Annotated in this window: 20 protein-coding genes; 4 read left to right on the top strand and 16 right to left on the bottom strand. The window is 66.8% G+C overall.

Annotated features, from left to right (window positions below; translation table 11 throughout):
- Positions 1-94 precede the first annotated feature (94 nt).
- Together ACSC1Y_RS01945 and ACSC1Y_RS01940 are read left to right on the top strand one after the other, a co-directional pair.
- Positions 95-1,966 carry a PAS domain-containing sensor histidine kinase gene (locus ACSC1Y_RS01945; RefSeq protein WP_435332906.1) on the top strand — a complete coding sequence of 624 codons (1,872 nt, stop codon included), beginning with the start codon at positions 95-97 and terminating at the stop codon, positions 1,964-1,966.
- Positions 1,967-2,024: 58 nt separating this feature from the next.
- Complete coding sequence (locus ACSC1Y_RS01940; RefSeq protein ID WP_435332905.1) at positions 2,025-2,789, top strand: enoyl-CoA hydratase/isomerase family protein; 765 nt, start codon at positions 2,025-2,027, stop codon at positions 2,787-2,789.
- Positions 2,790-2,797: 8 nt separating this feature from the next.
- On the opposite strand, the gene ACSC1Y_RS01935 is transcribed toward ACSC1Y_RS01940, so the two are convergent.
- From ACSC1Y_RS01935 to ACSC1Y_RS01915, 5 genes are all read right to left on the bottom strand, one after another.
- On the bottom strand, positions 2,798-3,280 hold the full coding sequence (locus ACSC1Y_RS01935) for an RDD family protein (protein WP_435332904.1): 483 nt from the start codon (positions 3,278-3,280) through the stop codon (positions 2,798-2,800).
- A gap of 45 nt (positions 3,281-3,325) precedes the next feature.
- Positions 3,326-4,141, bottom strand: a complete 816-nt coding sequence (locus ACSC1Y_RS01930; protein ID WP_435332903.1) for an alpha/beta fold hydrolase — start codon at positions 4,139-4,141, stop codon at positions 3,326-3,328.
- A 135-nt stretch (positions 4,142-4,276) separates the two neighbouring features.
- Positions 4,277-5,107, bottom strand: a complete 831-nt coding sequence (locus ACSC1Y_RS01925; RefSeq protein WP_435332902.1) for a VOC family protein — start codon at positions 5,105-5,107, stop codon at positions 4,277-4,279.
- Between the two features lie 65 nt (positions 5,108-5,172).
- On the bottom strand, positions 5,173-6,777 hold the full coding sequence (locus tag ACSC1Y_RS01920) for a long-chain-fatty-acid--CoA ligase (protein WP_435332901.1): 1,605 nt from the start codon (positions 6,775-6,777) through the stop codon (positions 5,173-5,175).
- 81 nt (positions 6,778-6,858) lie between these two features.
- A complete protein-coding gene (locus ACSC1Y_RS01915; protein WP_435332900.1) occupies positions 6,859-7,734 on the bottom strand; it encodes an amidohydrolase family protein in 876 nt (291 codons plus the stop codon).
- A 141-nt stretch (positions 7,735-7,875) separates the two neighbouring features.
- Between ACSC1Y_RS01915 and ACSC1Y_RS01910 the strand changes: the two genes are divergently transcribed.
- On the top strand, positions 7,876-8,529 hold the full coding sequence (locus ACSC1Y_RS01910) for an HdeD family acid-resistance protein (RefSeq protein ID WP_435332899.1): 654 nt from the start codon (positions 7,876-7,878) through the stop codon (positions 8,527-8,529).
- Positions 8,530-8,912: 383 nt separating this feature from the next.
- Here ACSC1Y_RS01910 and ACSC1Y_RS01905 read toward each other — a convergent pair whose 3' ends face one another.
- From ACSC1Y_RS01905 to ACSC1Y_RS01860, 10 genes are all read right to left on the bottom strand, one after another.
- On the bottom strand, positions 8,913-9,401 hold the full coding sequence (locus tag ACSC1Y_RS01905; RefSeq protein WP_435332898.1) for a MaoC/PaaZ C-terminal domain-containing protein: 489 nt from the start codon (positions 9,399-9,401) through the stop codon (positions 8,913-8,915).
- A gap of 69 nt (positions 9,402-9,470) precedes the next feature.
- Positions 9,471-9,944, bottom strand: coding sequence for a DUF5518 domain-containing protein (locus tag ACSC1Y_RS01900; protein WP_435332897.1), 474 nt, complete (start codon positions 9,942-9,944; stop codon positions 9,471-9,473).
- Positions 9,945-10,045: 101 nt separating this feature from the next.
- On the bottom strand, positions 10,046-10,750 hold the full coding sequence (locus ACSC1Y_RS01895) for an ABC transporter ATP-binding protein (protein ID WP_435332896.1): 705 nt from the start codon (positions 10,748-10,750) through the stop codon (positions 10,046-10,048).
- A complete protein-coding gene (locus tag ACSC1Y_RS01890) occupies positions 10,747-11,541 on the bottom strand; it encodes an ABC transporter ATP-binding protein (RefSeq protein WP_435332895.1) in 795 nt (264 codons plus the stop codon). Before ACSC1Y_RS01890 ends, ACSC1Y_RS01895 begins: the two co-directional genes overlap by 4 nt.
- Positions 11,534-12,988 carry a branched-chain amino acid ABC transporter permease gene (locus tag ACSC1Y_RS01885; RefSeq protein ID WP_435332894.1) on the bottom strand — a complete coding sequence of 485 codons (1,455 nt, stop codon included), beginning with the start codon at positions 12,986-12,988 and terminating at the stop codon, positions 11,534-11,536. Before ACSC1Y_RS01885 ends, ACSC1Y_RS01890 begins: the two co-directional genes overlap by 8 nt.
- A complete protein-coding gene (locus tag ACSC1Y_RS01880; protein ID WP_435332892.1) occupies positions 12,988-14,199 on the bottom strand; it encodes a branched-chain amino acid ABC transporter permease in 1,212 nt (403 codons plus the stop codon). Before ACSC1Y_RS01880 ends, ACSC1Y_RS01885 begins: the two co-directional genes overlap by 1 nt.
- Positions 14,200-14,203: 4 nt before the next feature.
- Complete coding sequence (locus ACSC1Y_RS01875; protein ID WP_435332890.1) at positions 14,204-15,373, bottom strand: MFS transporter; 1,170 nt, start codon at positions 15,371-15,373, stop codon at positions 14,204-14,206.
- A complete protein-coding gene (locus ACSC1Y_RS01870) occupies positions 15,370-17,151 on the bottom strand; it encodes a hydantoinase B/oxoprolinase family protein (protein ID WP_435332889.1) in 1,782 nt (593 codons plus the stop codon). The genes ACSC1Y_RS01875 and ACSC1Y_RS01870 overlap by 4 nt, the downstream gene beginning before the upstream one ends.
- The gene (locus tag ACSC1Y_RS01865; protein ID WP_435332887.1) at positions 17,148-19,193 is read right to left on the bottom strand and encodes a hydantoinase/oxoprolinase family protein; all 2,046 of its coding nucleotides are present in this window, start codon (positions 19,191-19,193) and stop codon (positions 17,148-17,150) included. Before ACSC1Y_RS01865 ends, ACSC1Y_RS01870 begins: the two co-directional genes overlap by 4 nt.
- A gap of 117 nt (positions 19,194-19,310) precedes the next feature.
- On the bottom strand, positions 19,311-20,675 hold the full coding sequence (locus tag ACSC1Y_RS01860; RefSeq protein ID WP_435332885.1) for an ABC transporter substrate-binding protein: 1,365 nt from the start codon (positions 20,673-20,675) through the stop codon (positions 19,311-19,313).
- Between the two features lie 207 nt (positions 20,676-20,882).
- Here ACSC1Y_RS01860 and ACSC1Y_RS01855 point away from each other — a divergent pair, with 207 nt between their 5' ends.
- Positions 20,883-21,119 (top strand): ArsR family transcriptional regulator, encoded by a 237-nt coding sequence (locus tag ACSC1Y_RS01855; RefSeq protein WP_435332884.1) that lies wholly within the window; start codon positions 20,883-20,885, stop codon positions 21,117-21,119.
- Between the two features lie 120 nt (positions 21,120-21,239).
- Here the strand turns inward: ACSC1Y_RS01855 and ACSC1Y_RS01850 are convergent, their stop codons facing one another.
- Positions 21,240-21,797, bottom strand: coding sequence for a ribbon-helix-helix protein, CopG family (locus ACSC1Y_RS01850; protein ID WP_435332882.1), 558 nt, complete (start codon positions 21,795-21,797; stop codon positions 21,240-21,242).
- Positions 21,798-21,829 lie beyond the last annotated feature (32 nt).

Here is a 21,829-nt window from a genome sequence, read left to right as displayed (position 1 = left end):
AGATTCGACGACCCTCGTAGCGGACGGCGGGGGAACAGACGACGGAGAAGCGGACGGACCGGGTCGCGAGAGGTCAACGAGGGAGAACCAGAGGTTGTTCGATAGACACCGGTCGGCGTCCTGGTACCAGCCCGGACGGTGGCGTGGCGACGTCGATGCGAGCGATGAGTCTCCCATCGACGTTCTCTGCGTCGACGACGACCCGGATTTCGCGGCGACGATGGCACGATTCCTCGAACGGGAGTCGGACCGTCTGGAGACGACCACGGCGAACAGCGCGTCGGAGGGTCTCGAGCTGCTCTCGAACACGCCGTTCGACTGCGTGGTCAGCGATTACGACATGCCGGGCATGGACGGATTGGCGTTCCTCGACCGGGTACGGTCGATGCACGGCGACCTCCCGTTCCTCCTGGTCACGGGCAAGGGAAGCGAGGAGATTGCCGGGAAAGCCATCCAGGAGGGTGTGACCGGCTACCTGCAGAAGTCGACGGGGACGGACCAGTTCACCGTGCTGGCCAACCGCATCGAACGGGCGACCGCGGAGTTCCGGACGAAGCGAGCCCTCGCGGAGAGCGAGCGGCGGTACGCCACGTTGATACGTAACGTCCCCGGCATGGTCTACCGCTGCGAGAACGACGAAGACTGGCCGATGTCGTTCGTCAGCGACGGCTGTCGGGACCTGACGGGCCACGACGCGACGTCGCTGGAAGCGGGCACGGTCTCGTACGCCCGCGACGTCATCCACCCCGACGACCGCGCGGGGGTCTGGGGGACCGTACAGGACCGCGTCGCGACCGGGGATCCGTACGAGCTAACCTACCGCATCCAAACCCGTGACGGATCGGTACGCTGGGTCTCCGACCGGGGTCGCGGTGTCTTCGCCGACGACGAACTGCTCGCGCTCGAGGGCGTCGTCATCGACGTAACCGACATCAAACGGCGCGAACGCCGTTTCGAGGCGATCTTCAACCAGACGTTCCAGTTCATGGGACTGCTCGAACCCGACGGGACCATCCTCGAGGCCAACGAGACGGCGCTCGAGTTCGGTGGGTTCGACCGCGACGCCGTCGTCGGCCGCCTGCTGTGGGAGACGCCCTGGTTCCCACCAGAGGAGGCCGAACAGGTCCGCGAGCTCGTCGACCGGGCCAGCCGCGGCGACTTCGTCCGGACCCAGATGGACGTTCAGGGCCACGACCGGGTGGCACGGATCGACTTCTCACTCAGACCGGTGACCGACGAGGAAGGCGAGGTGGACCTGCTCGTTCCCGAGGGGCGTGACATCACCGAGCTGAGAGAGCGAGAGCGGGAACTCAGGCGTCAGAACGACCGTCTCGACGAGTTCGCCAGTGCCGTAAGTCACGACCTTCGAAACCCGCTGATGGTCGCGCAAGCCTCCCTCAGGCTCGCCCGCGAACACGGCGATCCCGAACACTTCGACCGCGCCGAAGCGGCGCACGAACGCATCGAAGCGTTGATCGACGACCTCCTCACCTTCGCTCGCGAGGGGCAACGCGTCGAGCAGACCGACCCCGTCGCGCTCGAAGCTCTCGTCGAGGCGGCGTGGGGGACGGTCAGGAGCAGTCGCGCAGAACTCGTGATCGAGACCGGCGAGTACGTCGTCGAAGCAGACGAACTTCGGCTCCGCCAGCTGTTCGAGAACCTTCTGGCCAACGCCGTCCAGTACGCGGGGGACAAAGCCACCATCAGGGTCGGCCTGCTCGACGACGGCCGGGGATTCTTCGTCGAGGACGACGGTCCGGGCATCCCGGAATCGGAGCGGGAGAAGGTCTTCGACCGGGGCTACTCGACCGGAACACAGGGAACCGGCTTCGGCCTGTCCATCGTCGAGAGTATCGCCGAAGCCCACGGCTGGACCATCACGGCGACCGATGGTGAGGACGGCGGTGCTCGCTTCGAAGTGGTCGTCGTCGACGGTGCCGACGGTTCGGTCCGCTCGGGGAACTGACGGCACCCGACGGGCAGCGGAGACCAACAATTAAGCACCCCGGGAAAGTTCACCAACTATGCGCGTAGAGGACGCCGACGGCGTACGTACCATCACCTTCGACCGACCGAACGTCATGAACGCGATGAACCTGGAAGTCGCCCAGGAACTCGCCGACGCGGTCGGAGAAACCGACCCGGCCGAACACGACGCCGTAATCATCACCGGCGACGACCCGGCCTTCTCCGCCGGTGGTGACATCATGGCGATGAAGGAGCGAGAGGAGGGACCGCGGGAGGCGTACGAACGAGTCGCGGAGACCTTCAACCGGGCGGCCTCAGAGATGTTGAACTGCGACGTTCCCATCGTCGCGAAGGTGAACGGTGACTGCGTCGGTGCCGGTCTCGCACTGGTCGCCGCTTCGGACTTCGCCTACACGGTCCCCGACGCGACGTTCTCGTGTGCGTTCATCCGTGTCGGTCTCGTCCCCGACACCGCTGCGACGTTCACCCTCCCGCGGCTCGTCGGCCTCCGGACGGCGAAACGACTCACATTCACCGGGGAGTTCTTCTCCGGCGAGGAGGCTGCGGAGATGGGTCTGGTCAACGAAGCCGTCGAGGCCGACGAACTGGACGAGGTCGTCGACGAACTGGTCGGGAAGCTGTCTCGACGCCCGACTCGGACCATCGGGATGACGAAGCAGGCCATCCACGAGAACCTGGACAACGACTGGCGGAAGGCGCTCGACTACGAGAACCTCCTGCAGGTGCAGGCCTACATGTCCGACGAGCACGAAGAGGGCGTCGACGCGTTCCTCGAAGGACGGAACCCGGACTGGGACTGAGCAGCCGGTCACTCCTTCGGAACCACGTACTCGACGCCCTCGGGCTCCTCGGCCGGGACTGCGATGACGATGGTGTTCGAGAGGCGGTTGGTCAGTCGCAGTTTCTGCCCCTCCATCGCCAGCCAGCCGACGAGACAGTCGATGGGCAGGAAGAACGCCTTCCCGAACGCCTGAACTGCCACCGCGAGGAAGCCTGGATGGTTCCCGTAACGGTCGGTCACCCGGAGGTCCAAGACCGCCTTCCCGGCCGACCGGCCCCAGATACCCTCCGAGAGCGCCCAGTAGACGAACAGGGCGAGTCCGTTGGCGCCGAAGAACAGCCCGAAGCCGCCGATGGTACCGAACTCGACGGACAGGAGCGACGGGACGCCGACGAGGAACTCGTCGAACACCTCGAGGACGGCACTCACCAGGACCACGTCGATGAGCCACGCTCCCAGTCTCGTCTCCCACTTCGCGAGGTGCAGCGTCTGTTGGATAGTTTCAGACATTCCTGTCGATACGATAAGGGGGAATATATATTCGACTGGTCGCGCTCAGCCCGTGAGGAACCGCGTGATGCACCCGTCGAATGCCCTGGGATACTCGATGAGCGACTCGTGGCCAGCGCCGCGGAGCATCGCCAACGTTCCCTCCGGAAGCGTCGCGGCCGTCTCGCGATAGGCCTCTGTGGTGAAGAACACGTCCTCGTCGCCACCGAGGACGAGCGTCGGACAGCGGATATCGCCGAGCAGGTCGCGTCCGTCGTGGGCGAGACAGGCATCGGCCGAGGTGAGGAAGTCCGCAGGCTCGGTCGGTTCGGAGAAGAGGTCGTAAACGACGGCGCCCGCCTGTAGCGACCTGGCGAGCGCCCCGTCGGCGACGATTCCGTACGCTTCGCGGTAGATGGGACCCCAGCGTCCCCGGGCAGCCAGGGCACGCCACCGGCGGACCACCGTCGCACCTTCGTCGCTCAGTTGGGCGGCGGAGAGACCGAGCACTGCCCGCCGAACCCGGTCGTCCCGCGCCGCGAGGTGCTGGACGATGAACCCGCCCATCGACAGACCGAGCACGTCGACGGTCTCGACAGACTCGCGGTCGCAGAGTTCGTCGAGGACGGCCTCGTAGCCGCGGGCCATGTCGCCGGTAGTGCTTCCGGTGGCGAGCCCGTGCGGCCGACTCACCATGTACGCCGTGTGCGTGTCGCCGTACCGTCCGAGGTACGCCGCCATCAGCCGTGCGAACCACCACGAGCCGGCGACGGTGTAGAGCGGGTCGTTCAACCCCGGAACAACGAGCAGAACCCGGGAGCCGTCACCCGATCTGACGAACTGGTGGTCGGCGAACGTCCCGGTGTCGGCGGCAGGAATCACTGACGAGGTTTGGAACCACGGCGCGAAAAACGGCCCGGTCGCCCTCGATACGGGACCGGAGACGACATCGAGACGGTCCTGAAGACGAGACTCAGCCTGCACGATGGTCCGGTCTCGGTGGGAATCCTCCGTCACTCAGTGGCCGTACTCGACCACTCCGACCCGCCGATGGAGGTCCGGATGGTCGAACCACGCCACCGCGTCGGACCCCCACTCTCGGGGGTCGGTCAGGTCGAACCGCTCGGCCGCCGCGTCGAGGCTCGTCGTTTCGACGAGGACGGCGCACACTGCGGGGCCGAACCGGGCCAGACGGTTCTCGAGCCGGTCGCCCGTCGGTGTGGCCACCGCGACTGGCGCACCAGGGAACCGTCGCAGTCGCGCACCGAACTCGGGACGGTCCAGTACCTGCTGCCGGGGGACCCCGAGCCAGCGGTCGAGGTCGTCGACGAGCGGCGCTGGTTCGTCGGTCAGGACGACCACCTCCGACAGCCCCACGAGTGGTCCCTCGTCGAGCGCCGGGTCCGGCGCCACCCGGTACCGCCTCGGTGTCCGGTCCTCGATAGCGAACGGGTGCGTCAGGCCGAGGTGGTCCCCGACGGTGGCGGTCTCCCACTCGACGTAGACGCCGTCCGGGCGCTCGCGACCGTCCCTGTCCGGCCCGGAGACGTGCAGGTCCGCGTCGATGGTCTGCTTCATGAACGCGCGGATGTCGTCGACGTCGAGACACCACGCGCAGGGTCCCGCGTCGCCAGCGATGAAGGCGGGCCACCGCGAGGGTGTCTCCTCCCCGGTGTTCGTGATGAGTTCGAGATAGCTCCCGTCGGGGAAGCCCACGACGTACATCTCGGTCGTGCCATCGGCGTGTTCGCCGCCGACGCTGGTCGGCAGGCCGACCGATTCGATGGCGGCTACCGCTGCAGCTCCGTCCTGCCAGGCGGTCGGAACGTGATCGAGTCGCAGGTCCATGCAGTACGGGTGGAGTGGACCGACAAAAAAGCGCCGTCAGCCGCGGTTCAACCCGGGAGCCGAGGTCACCCCTGTCCGACCATCGATTCCTCGTCCTCCCACTCGCGCTCACGAAGCTCGTACTTCTGGACCTTCCCGGTCGCCGTCGTCGGCAGTTCTTCGACGAACTCGACCGCGGAGATCCGCTTGTAGCCGGCGACGCGGTCGGAGACGAACGACCGGATCTCCTCGGCGTCGGTGTCGGCTCCCTCGACCGGGACGACGAACGCCTTCGGCGTCTCGCCCCACTGGTCGCTCGGGACGGGAATGACGGCAGCCTTCGAGACGTCGGGGTGGTCGTACAGCACGTCCTCCAGTTCGATGCTCGAGATGTTCTCGCCGCCGGAGATGATGATGTCCTTGCGACGGTCCTGGATGGCGACGAAGCCGTTCTCGTCCCAGGTCGCGAGGTCGCCCATGTGGTAGTAGCCCTCCTTGCACTGGGTGAACGCCTCCTCGGTCGCCTCGGGCTTGTTCCAGTATCGGTCCATCACCTGGTTGCCACGGACAACGATCTCGCCGATGGTTGAACCGTCTCGAGGCACGTCGTTCCCCTCGTCGTCGACGACTCGAATCTCGGTCCCGAGGTAGCCGATTCCCTGACGCTTCATCAGGGAGAAGCGCTCGTCGTCCGACTTCCCCTCGAGGTGTCGCGGTGCGTGTGACGTGGTGATGAGCGGGCCGGTCTCGGTCGCACCGTAGACGTGGATGATGGTCCACCCGAACTCGTCTTCGACCGTCCGGAGCGTCGATTCGGGCGGCGCGGCACCGGCGGTCGCTGCCCTGACGGGGTTGTCCCCGGTCGTGTCGACGTCGTTCTCCGCGTAGTGGTCCATCAGCATGTTGAGGACGGTCGGCGCTGCACACAGGTACGACACGTCCTCGGTCTGGATGGTCTCGAAGACGCCGGCAGCGTCGACCCCGCGAGCGCAGACGTGGGTCGCTCCGGCACCCGTGATGGCGTAGATATGGCCCCAGCCGTTGACGTGGAACATGGGAAGCGTCCAGAGGTAGACGTCCGCGTCCGTGATGTTCTGGTGGGCCGTGATGAGGTAGGCGTGGATGGTCTCCGCCCGGTGGGTACGGCAGACTCCCTTCGGGTCACCCGTGGTGCCGGAGGTGTAGTTGATGGTGACGACGTCGTCCTCCGCCAGCTCGGGTCGGTCGTAGTCCGTACCCGCCTCCTCGAGCACTTCGTCGAACGACTGCCAGTCACCGTCAACGGCGTCGGCGTCGTTCGTGACGAACACTTCGGTCGACACCTCGTCCCGGACCTCCTCGACGAGGTGAGCGTACTCGTGGTCGGCGTAGATGGCCGACACGCTCGCGTCCGACAGGATGTACTCGTAGTCCTCGGGCGTCAGCCGGTAGTTGAGCGGGGTGTGAACCGCGCCGACCTGCATCGTCCCGTACGCCGCCTCGAGCTGGTAGTGCGTGTTCGGGTCCAGCACCGCGACACGGTCGCCCCGTTCGATCCCCGCGTCCTGAAGGAACGCCGAGAATCGGTCAGCCCGCTCGCCGAGTTCTTCGTAGGTGAAACGCTCGCCAGTCGTCGCGACGACGCCCACCTCGTCCCCGTAGTGTCGCCGTGCCCTGTCGAGGAAGTCGGTCGCCAACAGTGGTTTGTGCATGAACTTTCGTTCGGGACGAGGGAGGTCAAGCGTGCACGTCCTCGCAAAAATTGCCTCTATCGGGGCGGCTGTTCGGCGGCCCTATAGCCCGAGGAACTCCTCGGCGTTCTCCCAGAGTATCTTGCGCTGTACCTCTTCGGGGAAGTCGAGTTCGGCGAACTGGTGCAGCCACTTCGCCGGGTCGAGCATCGGGTAGTCGGTGCCGAACATGACCTTGTCCTTCAAGAGCGTCTTCGCGTAGTGTAGCACCTGCTCGTCGATGTACGCCGGCATCCAGCCGGAGAGGTCCATGTAGACGTTGCCCTTCTGCTGGCAGATGGCGAGCTGCTCTTTCTCCCACGGGAACGCCGGGTGGGCGATGAGTATCTGCAGCTCCGGGTGCTCGGCCGCAACGTCGTCGAGCAGCATCGGGTCGCCGTACTTTATCTTCAGTCCGCGGCCACCGGGCGCGCAGGCACCCAACGTCGAGTTCCCGCCGTGGAAGACGCAGGGGACGCCGAGGTCCTCGATGGTGTCCCACAGCTCGTCGTGCTCGGGGTCCGATGGGTCGAAGCCCTGCGCGATCTGCTGGAACTTGAAGCCGACGAGGTCGAGGTCCTCGACGCAGCGACGGGCCTCCTCGACGCAGTCGTCTTTCAGCGGGTCGACGCTTCCAAAGCCGATGAAGAAATCGTCGTACTCGTCGCGGACCTCGGCGACGTACTCGTTCGGAACCGGCGGATTGCCGGTGTTCGTCTCGGCGTCCCAGCCAAGCAGGACCGCTTTATCGATGCCGACGGCACGGTACTCCTCGACCATCTCGTCGTAACTGTTCGGCACCATCTCCTTGCCGAAGCGCTTCGCCGCGTCTTGCATCATCTCGCCGCCGGCCGTGAAGAGGAACTCCTCGGTCGGCTGGTGGGCGTGCGTGTCGATGATTCGGGGGTCGTCGGTGTCGACGACGCTCGGGAGAGCCATGTCCCTGTCTGCGTCGGGCGACGTGAAAAACGTCCCTGTTGGCGAGGCACTCGAACGCCTCGTTAGTCGACAGGTGTCGTCCCGGTTGCAGGTATATCCGGACGCTCGTTAATCCGTCTCCCGGCGTACCTACCGGTGACCATGTACGACGACGATAGACGTGAGATAGACGACATCATCGAGGACGAGACCACTGCGACCACGACGACGGACCTGGAGGGGGTCGGCCTCGAGACGACGTGGCGAGCCCTCGTAGGGGTCGGTATCGTCATGGCGCTCATCGGTCTCCTTGCGATAGTGTTCCCCATCGCGTCGAGCTTCTCGCTCGCGATCGTGTTCGGGGCAGCGCTCGTCGTGGGCGGGTTCGTCAACGTCGCGCACGCGTTCTCGGCCAAGCGGTGGCAGGGCTTCGTCTGGCAGACGCTACTCGCCATCGTCTACGGTATCGCGGGCATCCTCGTTCTGGCCAACCCGGTACTCGGAATGACGACGTTGACGTTGCTGCTCGTGGCCTACCTCGTCGTGAGTGGGCTGGTAGAGATCGTAATGGGGCTCCAGCTCAACGGGCAGCCGCGGTGGCTGTGGCTGGTCGCGAGTGGCGTCATCGGGCTGCTGCTCGGCCTGATGCTGCTCGCCGGGTTCCCGTCGACGGCGGCGTGGGCCGTCGGGCTGCTGTTCGGGGCGAACCTGCTCGTCTCGGGCATCTCGCTGATCGCGGTGGCCATGGGGACGAAGAAGCTGCTCGAGTCCGGCCAGGTCGCTCCCCCGGCCACGAAACCCGGTCCCGGCGTCTGAGGGCCGACCTCTGAGGGCTGGCGTCCATGCGGATCGACCGGCGGCCGACGTCTCTGGGGACTGCCGTTCCTGGCCAGGAGTGCTGCACTAAGGGCGTCCCGACGACGGACACGGCAACCCGGTATCGGTCAGACGAGTCAGACGAATGCGACCGAATACGGAAATCGAGAGACACGAACATTTCTTACGGCGACCGGCCGGCGTCAGGGACCCGGTCGGACCACGCTGCGGTACGTGGCCGGAGGACTCGTCCCCCGTGTCCCGGTCGTAGTGGTGTTCCACCCGGGTGGGCAGCGTCTCGCTCTCGTGGTCGGGTGACCGCTGGTCGTCGCCGCCGAGGTCTGGACGAAGGCCTGGAGAGAATTCTTCGACAGGGCTTCAGCTCAGGGATGTCCGGGCTTGTCGCCGTAAAAGTCTCTCTTCTTGAACATGAACTTCATGTCTCCTTGCAGTAATATCTCGCCGTCCTGGTTCGTCGTCTCGGCGTCGATGACGACGAGTCCGGCGTCCTCGCGGGATTCGAACTCCTTCGTCTCGGTGACCTCGAACTCGCACCGGATGGTGTCGTCGATGGTCAGCGGATTCGGCACGTCCATGTAGTTCATACCGAGGAAGGCGATGACGGTCCGCTCGACGAAGCCACACCGCTGGACCATCCCCGTCGTGAGGATGAAGGTCATCGGGCCGTGGCCGATGCGCTCACCGAAGGGGCCGTCTTCGGAGTACTCCGCGTTCGTGTGGAGCTCGGTCCAGTCGTCGGCGAACATCGAGTGGAAGACGAAGTCGGACTCTGTAACGGTCCGGCCGGCGCTCTCGAACGTCATCCCTTCTTCCATATCCTCGAAGTAGTGCGGTTCGTAACTGAAAGCCATGAACGACCGGTTCACCCGGTGAGGGTAAAAAGGATACTGTCGGCGAGGACCGCTGCGATGGGTCGTCCGTCAGTCGAAGTCGGAGCCGTACCGTGACTCGTCGTTGCCGGGCGTCGATTCGGCCTCGCGACCACGTCTGTCGCGCTCGAAGTCGTCCTCCCAGATGACGTGCCCGAGGAGTCCACCGAGAGCGCTGAGGCCGACGGTGTAGACTGCCGCGAGGGCGGCGACGACCATGGCGAACAGGAGGAAGACCAGAATCCCCGCCCGTGCGCCACCGGCCCCACCGACGACGCCGAACAGTCCGACGACACCGAAGACGAATATCGCCAGCAGGAATCCGGGAATCATCACCACGAGACCCGCTGCCGCGCCTATCTTGAGGTTCTCGGTCCGGTCCGTACTTCGCTGGAGGTACGAAGAGACGATGCCACCGAGGACGGGGGAGAACGGAACGAAGCCGAGCACGAGCGCGACGACGCCACCGATGAGCGCGTTCAGCCAGAACCCGTTCTCCGAGCTTCGTTCGTCGAAACTGACCATAGGGATATGTACTCCTCGCTGATGTATAAACGTGAGGAGAGGTGTGTTCCGCGGTGTCAGGGGGCGAGTGTCACAGCGGCCCGGTGCAGGCCGGAACGCGCTCAGCCGCCGAGGAACCGCTGTCGGACCTCCTCGTCGCCGAGCAGCACCGACCCGGGGCCCTCGAAGGCGTTCTCACCGTTGACGAGGACGTAGCCGCGGTCGCAGCGCCGGAGCGCCTCCTTGGCGTTCTGTTCGACCATCAGGATGGCCGTCCCGGCGTCGTTTATCTCGTCTATCTTGTCGAACATCTGGGCGACGAGATCGGGTGCCAGCCCCGCCGACGGTTCGTCGAGCAGCAGCAGGTCCGGGTCGAGCATCAGCGCCGCCCCCATCGCGAGCATCTGCTGCTGGCCCCCGGACATCGTCCCGGCGCGCTGACGCTGGCGTTCCTCGAGGATGGGGAAGCGCTCGAAGATGACGTCGAGACGGTCTTCGGGCACCTCGTCGAAGATGTACGCCCCCATCTCCAGGTTCTCCCGGACGGTCATCCTCGGGAACAGGTTCTCCGTCTGGGGGACGTAGCTGATTCCGCGCTGGATTATCTCCTCGGTGTCGACGTCGTGGATGGGTTCGCCGCCGAACTGTATCTCGCCGCCCATCAGGGTCGTCAGGCCGAACACCGACTTCATCGCCGTCGACTTGCCGGCGCCGTTCGGACCGACGATGGTCACGTACTCGCCGTCGTCGACGACCATGTCGACGTCGGTGAGGATCTGCAGGTCGCCGTAGCCGGCGTCGACCCGCGAGAGTTCGAGCAGACTCATGGTTCGTCACCCAGGTAGGCCTCGATGACGCGTTCGTCGTGCCGTACTTCGTCGGGGTCGCCGGCCGTGAGCACCCGGCCCTGGTGCAGGACGACGACGCGTTCGCAGTGTTCCATGATGACGTCGATGTCGTGTTCCACGAACAGGAACGTGTAGCCGCGCGACTCCAGCTCGTGGATGCGGTCGAGTATCTTCCGTTCGAGCGTCGGATTGACGCCCGCGAGCGGTTCGTCGAGCAGGACCATCTCCGGCTCGGTCAATAGCGCACGGGCGAGTTCGAGCAGCTTCCGCTGGCCGCCCGAGAGGTTGCCCGCGGGTTCGTCGAGCACGTGGTCTATCTCGAAGAACGCGGCCATCTCCTCGACGCGCTCTCTGGCCGCGCGCTCGTCCCGGGCGAAGTCGCCACCGCGGAGCCAGGCGTTCACGAGCCCCTCGCCCGATTGCGTGGGGGGTGCGAGCAGCAGGTTCTCGCGCACGGTCATGTCGGGGAGCTCGTGGGGAATCTGGAACGTCCGGACGAGCCCCTGGCGGGCCACCTTCGCGGGACCCTGCCCACTGACGTCTTCGCCGTCGAAGCGGACCGCGCCGGCGGAGGGCGAGAGGAACCCGGTGATGCAGTTGAACAGCGTGGTCTTGCCGGCCCCGTTCGGCCCGATGAGTCCGGTGATTCCCTGGTCGACGGTCATGTCGACGCCGTCGAGGGCCTTGATGCCGCCGAACTGTTTCTCCAGTCCTTCGACCTCGAGGACGTGTCCGTCGCCGGCTCCGGACCGGCTCGGTCCGTCAGTCACCGTCACCACCCCCGTGGGCTGGGGTGGAACCGGTATTTGTACCGGCCCCGGAATCGTCGCCGAGCGAGATGGGGTAGTCCTGCTCGCCGAGCACGCCCTCGGGCCGGTAGTAGAGGATGACGATGAGCAACGCCCCGATGAGGATGAGGCGCGCCGCCGCCAGCTGGACCGCGTACTTCGACGGGAAGTACGCGTTGAGGAACTGCGTCCCGCTGTTGATGGCCCAGAAGACGGCCGTTCCGAGGATGACGCCACGGTTGTTCGCGGTGCCGCCGATGATGACGGCCGTGAACGCGAAGAACGTCAGCGTCGAAGCGAACTGCTCCGGGCTGATAAAGCCGAGGTGGACGCCCCAGAGCGCGCCGGCAGCGCCGGCGAGCGCGGAGCCGAACATCAGCGACTGCACCTTGTACCGGAACGTCTCCTTCCCGAGCGCCTTCGGCACGTCCTCGTCGTCCCGGACGGCGCGGAGGACCCGCCCGTACGGGCTGTTGACCGTTCGCTGGACCCAGACGTAGGCCACGGCGAGCATCCCCACGCTCAGCAACATGAGGAAGCGGTCGTAGTCGAGGCCGCCGTTCGGCCCGGCGACCGGGTCGAACAGGAACATCAGGTTCTTCTGGAGTTCGACGACCGGGTTCGAGCCGGTGACGACCGGCTGGACGACGTACCAGAGAGCGAACAGGACGACCACGCCGACGGCGAGGGTCTTCTCGACCGAGGTGGTCCGGCGCATCGCCTCTCGGCCGACGTACCCACCGACCGCGAGCAGTGCCAGTCCGCCGAGCAGCGCGGCGGTTCCACCGGCGGCGACCACCACGATGCCGCCCGCGAGCGAGAGCACTGCCAGCGTGACGAGTCCGGCGCCCGCCAGGTCGACGCCGCGCACGTACCGGCCGACCTGGTACGCCACGTAGCCGATGACGAGCAGGCTCAGCCCGCCGAAGACGAGCATGTTGACCGTGAAGCTGCCCAGACTCAGCGGGAAGACCCCCGCCGCCGGCTTGTAGACCGACTGGATGCCGAACGGGCCGTTGAACAGCCAGACCTCGTTCGTGAAGACGGCGTTGACGATGGTCGCGATGCCGAGCGCCGTGATGGCGAGGTAGTCCTCGCGCAGGCGTAGGGTCGGCACGCCAACGAGGAGCGAGACGAGTGCGGCCGCGACCATGCCGCCGAGCACGCCGAGGAACCAGCCGAGGAGTCCGCCGAACGGGATGCCCGAGAGGAGCATCGGGAGGCCGAGGCCGGTGATGCCGTCGTAGCCGGCCGTGGCCCCTGGTGGCATCGTGAGGACCGCGGCCACGTACGCACCCACCATGAAGTAGGCGACGTGGCCGAAGTCGATGAGCCCCGTGTAGCCGTACTTGACGTTGAGGCCGAGGCCGAACAGACTGTACACCGCGACGAACGTGACGAGCGTGACCAGGAAGTCAGCGAGTGCCATCAGACGTCACCCCACAGGCCGTCGGGCTCGACGAGCAGTACCCCGACGAGCACGACGAAGGCGATCGCGATCCGGTACGTGGCGAGGTCGGCCGGCAGCAGATAGACGCCGACGTCCATGCTGATGCCGATGACGAGGCCGCCCATGACCGCACCGTAGGGCGACCGGATGCCGCCGAGGATGACCGCCGCGAACACCGGCAACAGGAGCGTAAAGCCCATGTTCGGGTTGAGGTTCGATGCGTTCCAGCCGGCGAGGACGCCGGCGAGCGCGGTCAGCAGTCCGGCGATGACCCAGACGACGAGCTGGACGTGGTCGACGTCGACGCCGCGGACCTCCGCGAGCGCCATGTTGTCCGAGGTCGCCCGCATCGCCTTGCCCAGCTTCGTCGTCTTCAGGACGAGGTTGAGCAGGAACATCGCGATTCCGACGAGCAGGACGACGACGACGTCCTTCTCGGACAGGCCGATGCGCGTCGACCAGAGCGCGGCGGTCCCCTGCGGGTCGAGCCGAAGCAGTGCCGCGAGCCCGAGGAACGTCGCACCCCCCGCGAGTGCGCCGAGGATGCGCGGCGAGATGACGTGGACCGTGTCGTAGCCCGCGTCCGCGCTCCGCCAGCGGTAGACGCCGTAGCCGACGGCGACCGTCGCGGCGAGGATGCCGAGGGCGAGCACCCACGGGTATCCCCACTCGGTCAGCAGGGCGATGTCGCCGGCCTGGCGCTGGGTCACCTGTACAGTGACGCCGTTTCCGGTCAGGTACAGGTCCCAGTTCACGTCGCGGATGGTCGGCGTCCGGTAGCTGATGTTGCGAGAGCCCACGAGGAACAGGACGACGTTCCGCAGGATGAGCGCCAGCCCGAGCGAGACGATGACCATCGTCACCATGTCGGCGTCTCGTCGCCTGAACTTCCGGAAGATGACGTGCTCGAACAGCGCACCGACCCCGGCCGCGAGGCCGAGGCCGATGACCGCGGCGACCCAGAGCGGGACGCTGCCCACGATGGGCAGACTGTCCGGCACGAAGGGTATCTCTCCCGGCCGGTTGAACAGCAGCGCGAGGTACGCACCCACGGTTATCATGTCCCCGTGGGCGAAGTTCGGTACCTCGGCGATGCTGTAGATGAGCGAGAGGCTGAGTGCGCCGGCGGCGATGACGCTCCCGGTCACGAGACCGGTGACGAGCGCGTCGAGGAGGCCGTTGTCTACCATCCGCTCACCTCCTCTCCTCCGACGGTCGCCGGTTCCCCGGAGTGCGGCTCGCCCCGTGCAACCGCCACGCGGCGGCTACCGCGAGACAGTTCAAGAGCGCGAGCAGGCCGAACGCGCCGGCGTAGCTCCCGGTCGTCTCCCGGAGGGCGCCGGTCACGGGCGGGAGCACGAGCGCGGCGACGTTGCCGGCCGCGACCACCGTCGCGATGGCGGCCCCCGCGGAGCTGGTCGCTCGCGAGGCTTCGTCCAGAATCGCCCCGAACGGAAGCGAGACGGCGAACATGACGGCGAACGGGAGCACGACGAGCGCGGTCCGGTTCGAGACGACCGCCAGCGCCGCGAAGCCCGTCGCGGCCAGGACCGCGGAACCGCCGACCAGCCCCGCGTTGCTCACCGGGGCGCGCCAGACGGACTCGCCGCCGGCCACCCGCCCGAGCGTCGCCGTCGCGAGGACGAGCGCAGAGAGCGGCCCGACCACGCCCACGTCCGCGAGGTACGCCGTCACGAACGTCGACAGCGTGATGTACGAGCCGATGACGGCGACGTAGCACAGTGCGGCGAGCAGGACGGTCGAGTCGGTGGCGACCTGCGACGGACTCCCGTCCGGCCGGTCCGTCGTGGACGCACCGCTCGCTGGAGCGGTCGCGAAGAGCGCGAGTGCCGGAACCGCGAGCAGCGCGCCCGGCAGGTGCAACGGGAGCCCGGCCCTCGCCAGCCAGGGCGCGAGCGTGAACCCGATTGCGCCGCCCAGCGTGAGCAGGCCGCCGTAGACGCCCTGCTGTCGGGTCGCCGAGTCTCCGGCGAACGACCGGGAGACGTGGGTCGACCCCGCGGTGAGCACCAGCCCGCCAGCGAGCCCCCAGGCGGCCCTGAGCGCGAGCATCGGCAGGTACGGCACCGGCGTGTCGAACGTCAGTCCGAGCAGCGCCTGCACCGTTCCAGCTGCCAGCAGTATTCGACTCGCGTCGAACCGCGAGAGGAGCCAGCCGGCCGGCCACTGAACGACCACGAACGAAGTCAGCGGTGCGCTCATCAGCAGGCCGAACGCCGAGAGGCCGATGCCGAGTCGGGTGGTCAACAGGTCCGGCAGGGCGGCGAACGTGAACAGGACGTAGCCGACGCTCGCCACGAGCAGATGCGGTGCGAAGCGGTGCCGGCGAGCCGGGACGCTCATTCCGCATCGCTTCCCTCCGTATCGGCGCTCGATTCACCGGTCGCCACACCGGCGAGCCGGTCGGACTCGTCGGTCGCTTCGTAGCCGTACTGTTCACGCGCCGCGTCCGCCGAGACCTTCCCGAGCCGCAGGTCGCGCTCGATGGCGGCCGGATTCCGGTCCGCCGGGTCGCCGTAGCCGCCAGCCCCGGGTGTCCGGATGCTGACGGTCGCACCCGGCGGCAGGCTGTGAGTCGACTTCTGCGGGAGCCGTCTCGACTCCCCGTCGGTCTGGAGGTACGCGGCACCGCACTCCCCGGGACCGCCGCCGGCCAGCCCGTATGGCTGGTGGCGGTGGCGGTCGGCGAGCAGGCTGAACCGCGCCTCGTGGTCGCGGACCTGGATGTCCCGCCGGAGGCCGAGACCGCCGCGGAACTCGCCAGCACCGCCGGAGTCCGGTCGGAGCTGGTACCGGGTGACCCGGAGGGGGTACGCGGTCTCGAGCACCTCGACCGGCGTGTTCATGGTGTTGCTCATGTGGACGTGGACGCCGTCCATCCCGTCCTTGCCGCTCCGGCCGCCGAATCCGCCGCCTTGCGTCTCGTAGAACGCGTAGGGTGAGCCGTCGCGCGGGTCGGTCCCGCCGAAGGTGATGTTGTTCATCGTCCCCTGTCCGGCCGCGGTCACGCGTTCCGGCGACTCCTTGGCGAGCGCGCCGAGCACGGCGTCCGTGACGCGCTGGCTCGTCTCCAGGTTGCCGCCGACGACCGCGGCCGGCGGTTCGGGGTTGACGATGGTACCAGACGGCGCGTCGACAGTGATGGGCCGGTAGCAGCCGTGGTTCGGCGGGATGTCCGGGTCGGTCACGCAGCGGACCGCGTAGTAGGTCGCGGAGGCAGTGACCGCGAAGACGGCGTTGACCGGGCCGTCGGTCTGTGGCGCCGAACCCTCGAAGTCGACCGTGACGTGGTCGCCCTCGATGGTGACTTCGGCCTCGATGGGCAGCTCCTCGTTGCCACAGCCGTCGTCGTCGAGCATGTCCGCGAAGGCGTACGTGCCGTCGTCGAGGTCGCGGATCTCGGCTCGCATCCGGCGTTCCGAGTAGTCCTTTACCTCCGCGAGCGCCTCGGTGAGCGTCTCCTGGCCGTACTTCTCGACGAGTTCGAGGAACCGCCGGGTGCCTGTCTGGTTCGCGGCTTCCTGCGCCCGGAGGTCACCCCGACGCTCGTCGGGCGTCCGGACGTTCGACAGTATCATGTCGAAGATGGCCTCGTTCGCTTCGCCGCCGACGAACAGTTTGACAGGCGGGATACGGATTCCCTCCTGATAGATCTCGGTCGAGTCGGCCGCGACGCTTCCGGCCTGCGAGCCGCCCACGTCGGCGTGGTGGGCGCGGTTCGCGGCGAAGGCGACCAGTTCTCGGTCTTCCGTGTCGGTTCCGGGGTCGACCGGGCTGCCGTCGGGGCCCGCGAAGATGGGCGTCACCAGCGTCAGGTCGGGCAGGTGTGCGCCGCCGTAGAACGGGTCGTTGAGCAGGATGGCGTCGCCCGGCGAGAGCGTCTCCGGCGGGAACCGGTCGATAGCCGCCTTGACCGAGAACGGCATCGCGCCGAGGTGGACCGGCATGTTCTCCGCCTGGGCGATCATCTCGGCGTCGTCGTCGAACAGGGCACAGGAGCAGTCCCGGCGCTCTTTGATGTTCGGCGAGTAGCCGGTGCGGATGAGGTTCGCGTTCATCTCCTCCGCGATGGCGATACAGGCGTTGCGGACGACTTCGAGCGTTACCGAGTCTATCGTCATTGGTTCACCTCCACGAGCAGCGTGCCGTACTCGTCGACCTCGGCCGACTGGCCGGGGTGGACGACCACGGTACTCTCCGTCCCCTCGACGATTGCCGGGCCGTCGAACGACCCGTCCGTCGGGAGCTTCGTCCGGTCGTAGATCGGCGTCGCGTGTTCCTCGCCGTCGTAGACCACGGCGCGGGTCTCCGTGACCGCGTCGTCGACCGTCCCACCCACGGGGTCGGGCCGGAGGTCGGGCGTCTCCACGACACCCCGGGCGCGCAGTCTGACCGTGACGAGTTCGACCGGTTCGTCCTCGTAGGCGTGGCCGTAGCGCTGTCGGTGAGCCTCGTGGAACCGGTCGACGACGGTCTGGAGCATCGCGTCCGTTATCTCGCCGCCCGGAAGCGGGACCGACAGGTCGAACGACTGGCCGGCGTAGCGCATGTCGACCGAGCGTTCGAACGCCATCTGGCCGGACTCGATGTCCGCGTCGGCGAGCTGGTCCTCTCCGCGTTCGCTGAAGGTCTCGAACGTCTCGGTCAGCGTCTCGGGCGTTACCTCACTCCACGGCCGCACCTTCGAGGTACTGTGGTCGTAGAGGATGTCGCTGATGAGCAGCCCGAGCGCCGAGAGGACGCCTGCGGACCGGGGGACGACCACGCGCGGGATGCCGAGCTCCGCGGCGAGCGTGCAGGCGTGCAGCGGTCCCGCGCCGCCGAAGGCGACGAGGCCGAAGTCCCGGGGGTCGTAGCCGCGTTCGACCGAGACGACCCGGAGTGCCCGAGCCATGTTGGCGTTCGCGACGTCGAGGATGCCCTGTGCGGCGGCCTCGACGTCCATCTCCAGCGGGTCCGCGACGTGTTCGGAGACGGCGTCGCGGACCGCCCGGTCCGTGGTGTCGAACTCGCCCGAGACGAAGTTCGACGGGTCGATGCGGCCGAGCAGGGCGTGTGCGTCCGTGATTGTGGGTCGCGTGCCGCCGCGACCGTAGCAGACCGGACCCGGCTCCGCACCGGCAGAGCGGGGGCCGACGCGGAGTGCACCCCCGGCGTCTATCCATGCGATGGAGCCACCGCCGGCACCGACTGTGTGGACGTCTATCATCGGCACGGAGACGGTGTAGTCGCCGACGGTCACGTCGGTCGAGACGAGCGGGTCGCCGCCCTGGACGAGCGAGACGTCGCAGGAGGTGCCGCCCATGTCCATCGTCACGAGGTCGTCGATTCCCGCCAGCCCGGCGACGTACGTCGCACCCTGGACGCCAGCCGCGGGCCCCGAGAGCAGCGTGTTCACGGGCCGGTCCCGGGCGGACTCCGCCGTAATGATGCCGCCGTTCGACTGCATGATCTTCAGGTCCGCACCGACGCCGCGGTCGACGACCCGCTGTTCGAGCCGGCCGATGTAGCGGTCCATCACCGGCTTGAGAGCCGCGTTGAGCGACGTCGTCAGGGTCCGTTCGTACTCCCGTATCTCGGGGAGAACCCGAGAGGAGAGCGAGAACGAACAGTCGAGGTGTTCGTCGAGCAAGTCGTGGATGCGCCGTTCGTGCTGGTCGTTCTCGAACGAGTAGAGCAGGCTGACGGCGACGGACTCGACGTCCGTCGCTTGCAGCTCGGTCACGATGTCACAGACGTCGTGTTCGTCGAGTTCGAGCAGGACGTTGCCACGTTCGTCGAGCCGTTCGCTGACCTCGAATCGCCTGTCGCGGCCGACGACCGGTTCGGGCTTCTCAACCTGGAAATCGTAGATGTCGGGGCGGGCCTGACGGCCGATCTCGAGCACGTCCCGAAAGCCCGCCGTCGTCACGAGCGCGGTGTCGGCCCAGGTCCCCTCGAGGACGGCGTTCGTCGCGACGGTCGTCCCGTGGCCGAGGAAGTCGACCGCGCCGGGGTCGACGCCGTCCCGCTCGGCGACCGCATCGAGACCGTCGATGACGCCCTGGTCCGGATTCGAGGGGGTCGAGGGCGTCTTCAGTACCTCGACGGTGCCGTTCCGGATGGTGACGAGGTCGGTGAACGTCCCGCCGATGTCGACGCCGACTCTGGCGTCCTCGGTCACGTCGTTCCCCCCGTCGAGTCGTCTGCTTCCTGGTCTTCGGAATGCATTACTGTCCGGTCGGTGTTCGGTGGGTGCATCTGCTGGTTCATCGTATCGAAAATCGGGATGCCGGTGTGGTCAGACGAGTTCGTCCGCCGGGATGACGGTCTGGTCCTCGAACGTCCCGTCTGCGACCTGGACGATGACCATGTCGCTGGCCACGTCGCCGTTGTCGTCGTAGTCGACGGTCCCGCTCGGTCCGCTGTAGTCTATCTCGGTGTCCGAATCGAGCTTCGCCGTGCCCTCTCCGAAGCCCGCGTAGCCGACCTTCTCGCCGGGGGCGTTCGAGACGGCACGCATCTGCTCTTTGACCTTCGACGGGTCGTCGGTACCCGCGGCGTGGACGGCGAGCGCGTACGAGACGAGCGCGTCGTAGGAGTTCCACGAGTAGGGCGAGAACACGTCGGCGTCGGGGTACTTCGACTCGTAGTCGGAGACGAACGACTCCGTGGCGTCGCCCGTCGGCGGCTTCGTCCGCACGCCGAACATCCCGTCCATCACGTCAGCGCCGACGTTCGAGATGACGTCCTCGGAGAGGAGGCTGGTGTGCAGGACCCAGTTGCCGCCGTAGCCGCCCTCGTTCCACTGGCTGAGCATCGTCGTCCCGCTCTCGGGATAGCCCGCGAACGCGACGAACTCGGGGTCGTCGGCGAACGCCTTCGAGAGCACCTGCTGATAGCTCGACTGACCGGACTGGTAGCCGACCGTCGCCGTGGTCGTGCCCGAGAAGTTCGACTCGAACGTGTCGGACAGCGCCTTCCCGAAGTCGTTGTTGACGTAGATGACGGCGGCCGAGGACGCGCCCTGCTCCTCGATGATTCGCGCCATCACCTTCGCCACGAACCGGTCGTTCGTCCGGGTCCGGAACACGTAGTCGTCGTCGTCGAGTGTACTGATGGTCGGCGAGGACGACGCCGACGTGATGTGGAGTATCTCGTTCGGGATGGTCACCGAATTCGCGATGGAGATGGTGACGCCCGAGGAGACCGCGCCGATGATGCACTTCGCGCCGTCCGTGTTGACGGCCTTGTTGGCCGCGTTCACGCCCTGGGTCGAGTCGGTCCCCGTGTCGCCGTCGACCAGCTCTATCTTCCGGCCGAGTGGGCCACCGGCGTCGTTGATGTCCTTCTGGGCCATCTTCATCGCGTTCAGCATCGGCTCACCGAAGTCGCTGAGATCGCCGCTGAACGGGATGGTCACACCGACGGTGATGGGTTCGCTGCTGCCGCTGTCCCCGCCGCTGTCGCCACCGTCGTCACCGCCGCCGCCTCCACCGCCGCCACCGGAGCCGCCGTCACCGCCGTCGTCGCCACCGTTGCTGGTCTCTCCCTGGAGCTCTCCCTGGTTCAGACAGCCTGCGAGGCCACCCACCCCGAGCGCCCCCGCGTAGCGGAGGAACCGCCGCCGTCTGAGTTCGTCTGCGAATCTACGGTCTCCCGTCATGCCACTCGTTTTCATGAGACAGGGCACCATATAGTCTATTGTTACCCAGTAACACGTCTGCCGGCGATTCTGCGCACCCAGTATGAACGAGTGTGAACTCGTATGAATCGCCTCACCGGACTGCTGGTGCCGGCCAGCGAGCGGGGTGTCTCTAAGGCCGACGTTCAAATCCCAGGTACTTTACATTACCAACGCGATTAACAGTTCATGGACGATTTCACGTTGCGGGAAGCCGACGCGGTGATTCTCGACCACCTACAGGAGGAACGGGGTACCGGGAACCCCTGGGGGCTATCGACCGTGGGGAACGTCGCCAGCCAGACACCGTTCAGCGAGACGAGCATCTTCAACCGCGTCGACGAACTGGAATACCGGGGCTACGTCGAGATGGTTCACGATTCGAGCCAGCTCTTCGAATTCGTCAGCGACCCCCGCGCCGAGTAGGGCCACCGACGTCCCGGCACGCCCTTCGGGGTACCGCCGGTCGACTGTCGCCCAGCCGTCTCACTGGCCGTTGTCGGTCCCTCCCCCGTCTCACTGGCCGTTGTCGGTTCCTCCCCCGTCTCACTGGCCGTCGTCGACGTACTCCGTTATCATCACCTTCGTGAATCCCTCCTCGATGTCGATGTCGAACGGGAGGTCGACGACGCTCCGCTCGATGAACCGCGTCATGAACCAACGGATCTCCTCGGAGGGGAAGACGACGTGATAGCGGTTCTCGTCGCTCCGCCGGACCGAGAGGAACCCGCAGAGCGAGAGCCACTCGAGAACCTCGTCGAGGCTCGCGAACTCGCCATCGTACTCGCGGGCGTGGTAGTCCGAGACGGCGTCGGCCCGGTCGAGGAACTCAGGGTCGGGGTCGCCTTCGCCGTCGGAGACGTAATCGAGGAAGCAATGCAGGAAGTCGACGTCGAGGAGGACGTGCTCGCCCCCGGTAAGCATCTTGTGGTAGTCTTCGAGCTTCTCGCTCGCGTCGGTCGTCGCCGCCTGGAAGTTGGCGGCGTAGAACGTCAGCGCCCGTCTGACGAGTTCGCTCTGGCCCCGTCCCGTCCGTGAGGTGAGGTCTTCGAGGGCTGCGCGGGCGTCTTCGTCGAGGGAGACGGTGACGCGGTCCGTGCTCATGACCGGACCCATGAGACGAGTACGCTTGTAGT

Source organism: Haloarchaeobius lipolyticus (assembly GCF_051208015.1).
Lineage (GTDB): Archaea > Halobacteriota > Halobacteria > Halobacteriales > Natrialbaceae > Haloarchaeobius.
This window is presented reverse-complemented; position numbering and strand designations above follow the sequence as displayed.

Bases quoted from the DNA above. Each gene is read 5' to 3' on its own strand.
- ACSC1Y_RS01940 (WP_435332905.1), top strand. From the start codon at position 2,025: ATGCGCGTAGAGGACGCCGACGGCGTACGTACCATCACCTTCGACCGA.
- ACSC1Y_RS01935 (WP_435332904.1), bottom strand. From the start codon at position 3,280: ATGTCTGAAACTATCCAACAGACGCTGCACCTCGCGAAGTGGGAGACG.
- ACSC1Y_RS01925 (WP_435332902.1), bottom strand. From the start codon at position 5,107: ATGGACCTGCGACTCGATCACGTTCCGACCGCCTGGCAGGACGGAGCT.
- ACSC1Y_RS01920 (WP_435332901.1), bottom strand. From the start codon at position 6,777: ATGCACAAACCACTGTTGGCGACCGACTTCCTCGACAGGGCACGGCGA.
- ACSC1Y_RS01915 (WP_435332900.1), bottom strand. From the start codon at position 7,734: ATGGCTCTCCCGAGCGTCGTCGACACCGACGACCCCCGAATCATCGAC.
- ACSC1Y_RS01910 (WP_435332899.1), top strand. From the start codon at position 7,876: ATGTACGACGACGATAGACGTGAGATAGACGACATCATCGAGGACGAG.
- ACSC1Y_RS01905 (WP_435332898.1), bottom strand. From the start codon at position 9,401: ATGGCTTTCAGTTACGAACCGCACTACTTCGAGGATATGGAAGAAGGG.
- ACSC1Y_RS01900 (WP_435332897.1), bottom strand. From the start codon at position 9,944: ATGGTCAGTTTCGACGAACGAAGCTCGGAGAACGGGTTCTGGCTGAAC.
- ACSC1Y_RS01895 (WP_435332896.1), bottom strand. From the start codon at position 10,750: ATGAGTCTGCTCGAACTCTCGCGGGTCGACGCCGGCTACGGCGACCTG.
- ACSC1Y_RS01885 (WP_435332894.1), bottom strand. From the start codon at position 12,988: ATGGCACTCGCTGACTTCCTGGTCACGCTCGTCACGTTCGTCGCGGTG.
- ACSC1Y_RS01880 (WP_435332892.1), bottom strand. From the start codon at position 14,199: ATGGTAGACAACGGCCTCCTCGACGCGCTCGTCACCGGTCTCGTGACC.
- ACSC1Y_RS01875 (WP_435332890.1), bottom strand. From the start codon at position 15,373: ATGAGCGTCCCGGCTCGCCGGCACCGCTTCGCACCGCATCTGCTCGTG.
- ACSC1Y_RS01870 (WP_435332889.1), bottom strand. From the start codon at position 17,151: ATGACGATAGACTCGGTAACGCTCGAAGTCGTCCGCAACGCCTGTATC.
- ACSC1Y_RS01860 (WP_435332885.1), bottom strand. From the start codon at position 20,675: ATGACGGGAGACCGTAGATTCGCAGACGAACTCAGACGGCGGCGGTTC.
- ACSC1Y_RS01855 (WP_435332884.1), top strand. From the start codon at position 20,883: ATGGACGATTTCACGTTGCGGGAAGCCGACGCGGTGATTCTCGACCAC.
- ACSC1Y_RS01850 (WP_435332882.1), bottom strand. From the start codon at position 21,797: ATGAGCACGGACCGCGTCACCGTCTCCCTCGACGAAGACGCCCGCGCA.